Origin of the sequence: Azospirillum lipoferum (assembly GCF_024170005.1) — a bacterium.
Classification (GTDB): Bacteria; Pseudomonadota; Alphaproteobacteria; order Azospirillales; family Azospirillaceae; genus Azospirillum; species Azospirillum lipoferum.
Genome location: NZ_JALJXJ010000017.1, coordinates 175168 through 181327, shown reverse-complemented (window position 1 = coordinate 181327; position 6160 = coordinate 175168). Strand labels below are relative to the sequence as shown.

At 59.3% G+C, this 6160-nt stretch carries 7 protein-coding genes and 1 tRNA gene; 3 read left to right on the top strand and 5 right to left on the bottom strand.

Features of this window, described 5'->3' with window-relative positions:
* Nucleotides 1-18: 18 nt before the first annotated feature.
* Nucleotides 19-95, top strand: a tRNA-Met gene (locus J2848_RS30185).
* On the opposite strand, the gene J2848_RS30180 is transcribed toward J2848_RS30185, so the two are convergent.
* The 3 genes from J2848_RS30180 to J2848_RS36250 all read right to left on the bottom strand — a co-directional run bounded on the left by J2848_RS30180 (nt 52) and on the right by J2848_RS36250 (nt 3323).
* Nucleotides 52-1737, bottom strand: coding sequence for a recombinase family protein (locus J2848_RS30180; RefSeq protein WP_149234179.1), 1686 nt, complete (start codon nt 1735-1737; stop codon nt 52-54). The genes J2848_RS30185 and J2848_RS30180 overlap by 44 nt on opposite strands.
* 422 nt (nt 1738-2159) lie before the next feature.
* Nucleotides 2160-2492, bottom strand: a complete 333-nt coding sequence (locus J2848_RS30175; RefSeq protein WP_149234060.1) for a hypothetical protein — start codon at nt 2490-2492, stop codon at nt 2160-2162.
* 552 nt (nt 2493-3044) lie between these two features.
* On the bottom strand, nt 3045-3323 hold the full coding sequence (locus J2848_RS36250; protein ID WP_366520499.1) for a ribbon-helix-helix domain-containing protein: 279 nt from the start codon (nt 3321-3323) through the stop codon (nt 3045-3047).
* A gap of 30 nt (nt 3324-3353) precedes the next feature.
* On the opposite strand from J2848_RS36250, the gene J2848_RS30170 reads away from it, so the two are divergent.
* Nucleotides 3354-3899, top strand: a complete 546-nt coding sequence (locus J2848_RS30170) for a helix-turn-helix domain-containing protein (protein WP_149234062.1) — start codon at nt 3354-3356, stop codon at nt 3897-3899.
* A gap of 146 nt (nt 3900-4045) precedes the next feature.
* The gene (locus J2848_RS30165; RefSeq protein ID WP_149234063.1) at nt 4046-4426 is read left to right on the top strand and encodes a helix-turn-helix transcriptional regulator; all 381 of its coding nucleotides are present in this window, start codon (nt 4046-4048) and stop codon (nt 4424-4426) included.
* 282 nt (nt 4427-4708) lie between these two features.
* On the opposite strand, the gene J2848_RS36245 is transcribed toward J2848_RS30165, so the two are convergent.
* Both J2848_RS36245 and J2848_RS36240 read right to left on the bottom strand, forming a co-directional pair.
* The gene (locus J2848_RS36245) at nt 4709-5659 is read right to left on the bottom strand and encodes an HNH endonuclease (protein ID WP_170307200.1); all 951 of its coding nucleotides are present in this window, start codon (nt 5657-5659) and stop codon (nt 4709-4711) included.
* Nucleotides 5660-5688: 29 nt separating this feature from the next.
* Nucleotides 5689-6147, bottom strand: a complete 459-nt coding sequence (locus tag J2848_RS36240; protein ID WP_149234065.1) for a very short patch repair endonuclease — start codon at nt 6145-6147, stop codon at nt 5689-5691.
* Between the last annotated feature and the right edge of the window lie 13 nt (nt 6148-6160).

Genomic DNA, 6160 nt, shown 5'->3' with positions numbered 1-6160 from the left:
ACCCGACACTGATACATCCGCGGGGTGGAGCAGCCCGGTAGCTCGTCAGGCTCATAACCTGAAGGCCGCAGGTTCAAATCCTGCCCCCGCAACCACCGATACAGACACTCCCGAGCCCCCTGGGCCGGGAGTGTTCTGCTTTTGGGCCACCCACTCCAGGAGCGTGCCGAGCTCGCCGCACAGCGTCACCTCCAACAGGCCGCGCTTGGGGCCGGGCGTGAGCGTGATCTTCTCGATCAGCCCGCGGATGGCACCGGCGGCCTCGTCGCGTTCCTCCGGGCGATTCAGCGCCTCGGCCAGACGCGCCACCTTGCGGGCATAGAGCTGCGCGATGTTCGGGTGAACGTCCGGCAGGTCCACCGGGACCTGGGCGAGGCGGGCGTTCAGTTCGTCCTCCCGCGTCTCAAGCTCCCGGAGCCGCGCCACCAGGGTGCGGCTGCCGGCGCCGCTCTCGATCAGCGCCAGGATGTCCTGGATGGCGCGGGCGACCTGGGCCAGTTCCCGGCGCTCGGCCTCGCCGGAAGCGCGGCGCGCGTGGTTGAGCCGGTTGGTTTCCTCGACGTAGGCGCGGATCGTCTCGGCGGCGACGTCCGGCGCCATCAGCCGATGCTTCAGGCCGGCCAGCACGCGTTCCTCCAGGGCGGTGCGCGGGATGGTCCGGCTGTTGGCGCACGAGCCGTTCAGGATATGCTGGGAACAGCCGTAGCGCCCCTGGCCGCGCAGCGTGAAGGGGCCGCCACAGCACCCGCAGACCAGCAGGCCGGACAGCAGCGAGCGGGGCCGATGGGCGGCGTTGAGCGGGTTGGCGGCACGGGCGGCGAAGGAAGCGCGCACGGCGGCGATGGGGCCGGCATGCACGGCCGCCAGAGCCTCCTGGCGGGCCTTGGCGGCGCGCCACAGCGCGTCGTCGATGATGCGCAACGCGGGAACCTCGGTGACGATCCAGGCCTCCGGCGGGTTGATCCGCGACACCCGCTTGCCGGTCGTCGGGTCCTTGACGTAGCGCTGCCGGTTCCACACCAGCCGGCCGATGTAGAGCTCGTTGTTGAGGAAGCCGGTGCCGCGCTTGGCGTGGCCGCGCAACGTCGAGTCAGTCCACAATGTGCCGTCCGGGCCGGGAACGCCCTCGTCGTTCAGGCGGCGGGCGATGGTGCGTGGGGAAACGCCGGCGGCGAAGTCGCGGAAGACGCGGCAGACCACGGCGGCCTGGGCCTCGTTGATGGTGCGCTCGCCGCGCACGGGTTCGCCGTCGCTGCCCAGGCGCTTGACCACGTCGTAGCCGTAGCACAGCCCGCCGCCGGCCTTGCCCTTCTCCACCCGGCCGCGCAAGCCGCGGTGCGTCTTGGCGGCGAGGTCCTTGAGGAACAGCGCGTTCATCGTGCCTTTGAGGCCGACGTGCAGTTCGCTGATGTCGCCTTCGGCCAGGGTGACGAGGCGCAGGCCGGCGAAGCGCAGGTGCTTGAACAGCGTTGCCACATCGGCTTGGTCGCGGGACACGCGGTCCAGGGCCTCGGCCAGCACCACGTCGAAGCTGCCGCACCGGGCGTCGGCCAGCAGGGTCTGGATGCCCGGCCGCAGGACCATGCTGGCGCCGGAGAGGGCGGCGTCGTGGTAGCAGGCGGCGATGGTCCAGCCCTCGCGCCCGACGTGCTCCCGGCAGATGCGGAGCTGGTCCTCGATGGAGGCGGCGCTCTGGGTGTCGGAGGAATAGCGGGCGTAGAGGGCAACCCTGGTCATCGCTCGTCCGTCCCTGGTCAGGGCCCGCCGCTGTCCGGCGGGCGGTTGTCGTTCGCGGCCTTCAGCCGCTCGAAGGCGTCGCGGGCCATCTGTCGGCCCAGCAGGCGGGCCAGGATCAGCGCCGCCCGGTCGATCCGCGCCATGGCGGCGGCGTTGTCGTTGGCCGCCGTCAGCGTGTCCGGGGTGGGGCTGTCGTCCTCGATCATGGCCGAACTCCGTGACGATGCTCTGCACGAAATCCGGAAATGAGCGCTCAACCTCAAATCTTCAACAACATACTAGAAATAATAACTGTATCGTACATCGTAGTCTAGAGCAAAATAGGAGAAAGTATGTGGTCTTATCGTTGTGGCGGATATGGGAGAGTAGTGGAATTTCGTGGTTCGTCTGGTGTCGTGAAGGAACGATTACGATTCCAGAGTTCAGCGTGGTGCTGATTGGCGAAGTTCGCTCAAGGCGTTCTGCACCAGCCGCCATTCCAACTCGTCCCGTTGCGTGGGATCAGCGACAGCCAAGGCCAGCGACAGCTTGGCGATGGTGCCGGCGACGCTCTGGGAGGGCAGGGCGAGGATACGGCGGCCGAGGTCGTCAAGGAACCGGTCAAGGGCATCCTGGCGTTCGGCGATGGCGTTCATGTCCCGCGTTTCAGGGGCGTTCACTGTCACCGCCGCCTCCACAGCATTCCAGCCAATGCTTTTCGCAAGGGTCTGCTCCGCGCCGCTCCATTGGCCGCACAGGGCGTTGGCTTCCGCCATGGCCCGTTGCCATTCCTCCCAGAGCACGGCGACGGGATCGGTAATAGAAAACATACGCGCTCCTGCCGCCCCAGGGAGAATAGCTGCACTTCCCAGGAGCGTTCGTCGCGATAAGGCTGGCGGAGTTTTGGCGAAGCCGAAAAGGAAATCGTTCGCTTGGGCCATAGGTCACCAGTGTAGCTGTGTCCGACGGTACGTCCACCTTCGATGATTGAGATTAAGAAGCTGACGCTGGATTACTGTTCGAGGTTCCAGGCGAAACTGTATGTTCACTCTTGTTGGGTGGTGGCTGCTCGATCAGCCACATTCTGCCTTGCTCGCATGGATAGCCTTTGCCGGGCCGGAGACGGACGGTCAAGGGCGGCCAAAGGCCGTCGCGCAAGCGATGCGCCGCAGGGGCGGCGCACCCTTGACGGTCTGGCTCCGGTCTGGCCTTTCTTCTCGAACGCGAGCAAGGCCAGTTTTCAAAGAGAGCATCGCTGTGATTAGTAGTATCCATGGCGGCCCTATGTTTTCTGGAAGATGATTGTGGGGGATTTTAAGAATATGGTACTAATGATGCTTCCCTGATATAGGTGTGTCTGGCTGAATCATTGCTTCAAGCGCTTCCTTGAGTAAGTCTTGTGAGAGGGAAGCGCTATCTGATGCGGAATTGGTTTGGAGAGCCGGGGTGGCCTGCCGATAATAGGACACGACAAATACCCGAACTGAGGTGGGGAGTGGCGCAGAGCCGCGACGCCGATTGATGTCCGTGCATAGGGCGTCAACGGTCGTCCCCTCACGGACGGCAATGTCGCGCAGTGCGCGCCAGAACGCCGCCTCCAGCGCCATGCCGGTGTGGCGGCCGGCGATCACGACACGATGGTGCAGCCGCTGGTGGGCCGGGCAAAGGACGGGGACAATGCTGGACTTCATGGCAAGGCTATCGGTGAATATGGGAATTATGATCTGATATTATCCCATTTTCTGCTCCCATCCAACCTGAACATGTTCGCGGCTATGAACGATTGGGCGAAAAGATTGCGCGACCGCATGGCGCACCGGCAACTGACGAAGGCGGAAGTGGTCCGTCGCGTTCGAATCGACCATAAGACGCTGGACCGCTTCCTCACCGGTACGCTCGATCATGGTTTGCAGCCCGATCAGTTCCTCCGCCTGTGCGAGGTGCTGGCAATCAGTCCCAATCAGGCGCTTGGGGTGGAGCCGATGGACGGTGCCGATTCAGTGACCATCGATGCTCTCGCACCGGAGCGGGCGCGAATCTTGGAGAGAGCTCAAACGCTGCCGAGGGAGGATCGGCGGCTCGTGGCCGATCTGCTTGATCGGCTGGCCCATCATCGAGTGGGAAGCGGGCGCTCTACGATCGGAGGGGAAGACAGCGGAGACACCGAACTGCCCGCTGAATAGAAGGCATTGGGAAAGCCTTGAACAGCGCCATGGTCTTCTGGCCCGTCTCGATCATCGCCCATCAGGCGGGGCATAAGTTTTTTTTGGATTTGCAATCGCGCCTTATCCCATAACGATAAGGAGTTCGGCGCGGCCATGGTGGGACCATGAGCGCGCTGACGACACGGCTCCGCTGCCGTATGGATTTCCTTGGTTTGGGTGTGGACGAGACGGCGGTGCGTGTCGGCGTCCGCTACAAAGTGTTCAGTCGCTACATCGCCGGCACGGCCAAACAGAACCTGCACCCCGACCGCTTCATTCGCCTGTGCACGGTGCTGGCGGTGACTCCCGATCAAGCCTTTGGCTTGGCACCGATGCCCGGTGTCGATTCGGATGCACCATCCGATCCGGACACCTGCGTTTCTGAGCGCATCCGCGCCAGCTTGAGCGTGTTGGATGCCTCTGCCTTGCGGCTGGCCGCCGATCTTCTGGAAAGCGTTGCCAAGGGTTCGGTGGTCCAGGGTGTGGCTTCACACGAGGTATCGTGAGGTGGAGAGGCGAGCAGCAGGTGGTGGTTCGACCAGATCAATGATATGCCGCAGCCTACCCCTTGACCAAATACGGATGGGGTGATTGGGAACAGAGGTAGGTTCGCCTATGTTCGCCTTGGGAAAAGTGTACACAAGGGAAATCGAGGAAGATCAACGGCTAAGGACGACCGCGAACCTCCCCTTTATCTTGCTGTCGCTCTTCTTATCCGAGAGCTTTAGATTGCTGATAGGTGACATTGAAGAGTTTTATCTGCAATTCTGGCTCAGTTAAAATGACTTTTACAGCAAAAAAACACATGATCTGTGATAGTCTAAGTAGGGTATTTGCTTTGGGGAAAAGGCAAGCGGTGGGGCTAGGGGCGTCCTTTTTAGCCCGAGCAACATAAGGTCGTTCTCGCTAATTTTGCCTGAAAAGATAGGAGTCCCGTCGTTATCGAAACTAATGTACCCGCGATCGAATAAAAGATCAGCATGCGGGGCCAATAGGAGCCCGTTGTTGCCGTCCAGGCGTTCAAGAGAATTAGAACACAGTCTCCAAGGCTTGATATGACTTGCAATGAGGAGGGTTGGTGTTTTCAGAGCAGTTATACGGCACATTGACTCAATAGACGCCACATTTTTCCGGAAGATGCCTTGCCCCTTGCGGGCTAATATTAGTTGGTATCTCTCCGTCGTTGACAAGCTTTCATCGCATTCTAAATCATGCTCTAACTTATTCTCTTCCTTCACAACAAACTCATCAGAGCGGGTTTCATTTATGAAGTCATTTTCTAACATTTTATCAAAACCAGAGCTTGATGAAACAAAATCAAATGCAATTTTACTGATCTCTGTCAGGTATGCTTTTTGAGCTCCGCGACCTGTTCTGTCGAAGGGGGAATATTTTTCTGGAAGTAATGGCCGTAACCCAAGAATAAGGCTATCAATTCGGATTGGTTTGGCGACTCTGGACCAGGAAACTGGCAAAAGCCACCCCTCCGGATTCCAGTTCTTGCCAGTTCCTCCAAATTCGGTAGGCTTCATTGCGGTAAATGAAAAATCAGAAACCCGGCCTATATCGATAATATTCCCTTTAGCATATGATATAATTGGCTCACCTGGGGCCGCTATCCGAAGATTATCGTAAAATTGACTACGTGTGCCGTTGCTTTCCCTTTTCGGAGACCAAATATACCCGCCGTCAATTTCTTGGCGATAGGTTTTGCTGTGGTTTACCCACCAATACCGCACGATAAAAACTCCTATTTTGAAACACTATGTTACTTTATACTCGCTTCTATAGCCCTGGATAGGAATTCTGATCCGCGATAGTGAGTTATAACTGGCGCCAATCGCTCAACAATTGTCGCATAATTTTTTGTTTCACACTCCCATATAACTATATGGCGCCAGCCATCTGCAATAAGGTGACTTTGTATTTCTATGTCACGCCTTTGGTTGCTTTGGATTTTCGCTGCCCAGAATTCACTGTTGGTTGTAGGCAGTTTAGCCTTACGACAGCCCTCGTGACCGTGCCAGAAGCAGCCATGTACAAAAACTGCTATTCGGGCACCCGAAAAGCTAAGGTCCGGTCGGCCCCGCACACCTCGTGGAGCTATGCGGTACCTCAGGCCACAGCTGTAGGCGACCCTCCGGACCCGCATTTCCGGCTTGGTTCCTACTGTGCGAACCGATGCCATTAGCGCCGAGCGCTTTTCCCGTGAAAGTATATCAACCATACGCGCCGCGTTC

Coding starts and splice junctions, on each gene's coding strand:
- J2848_RS30175 (WP_149234060.1), bottom strand. CDS start 2,492: ATGGCGGAAGCCAACGCCCTGTGCGGCCAATGGAGCGGCGCGGAGCAG.
- J2848_RS36250 (WP_366520499.1), bottom strand. CDS start 3,323: ATGGCGCTGGAGGCGGCGTTCTGGCGCGCACTGCGCGACATTGCCGTC.
- J2848_RS30165 (WP_149234063.1), top strand. CDS start 4,046: ATGAGCGCGCTGACGACACGGCTCCGCTGCCGTATGGATTTCCTTGGT.
- J2848_RS36240 (WP_149234065.1), bottom strand. CDS start 6,147: ATGGTTGATATACTTTCACGGGAAAAGCGCTCGGCGCTAATGGCATCG.
- J2848_RS30170 (WP_149234062.1), top strand. CDS start 3,354: ATGGTGCAGCCGCTGGTGGGCCGGGCAAAGGACGGGGACAATGCTGGA.
- J2848_RS30180 (WP_149234179.1), bottom strand. CDS start 1,737: ATGACCAGGGTTGCCCTCTACGCCCGCTATTCCTCCGACACCCAGAGC.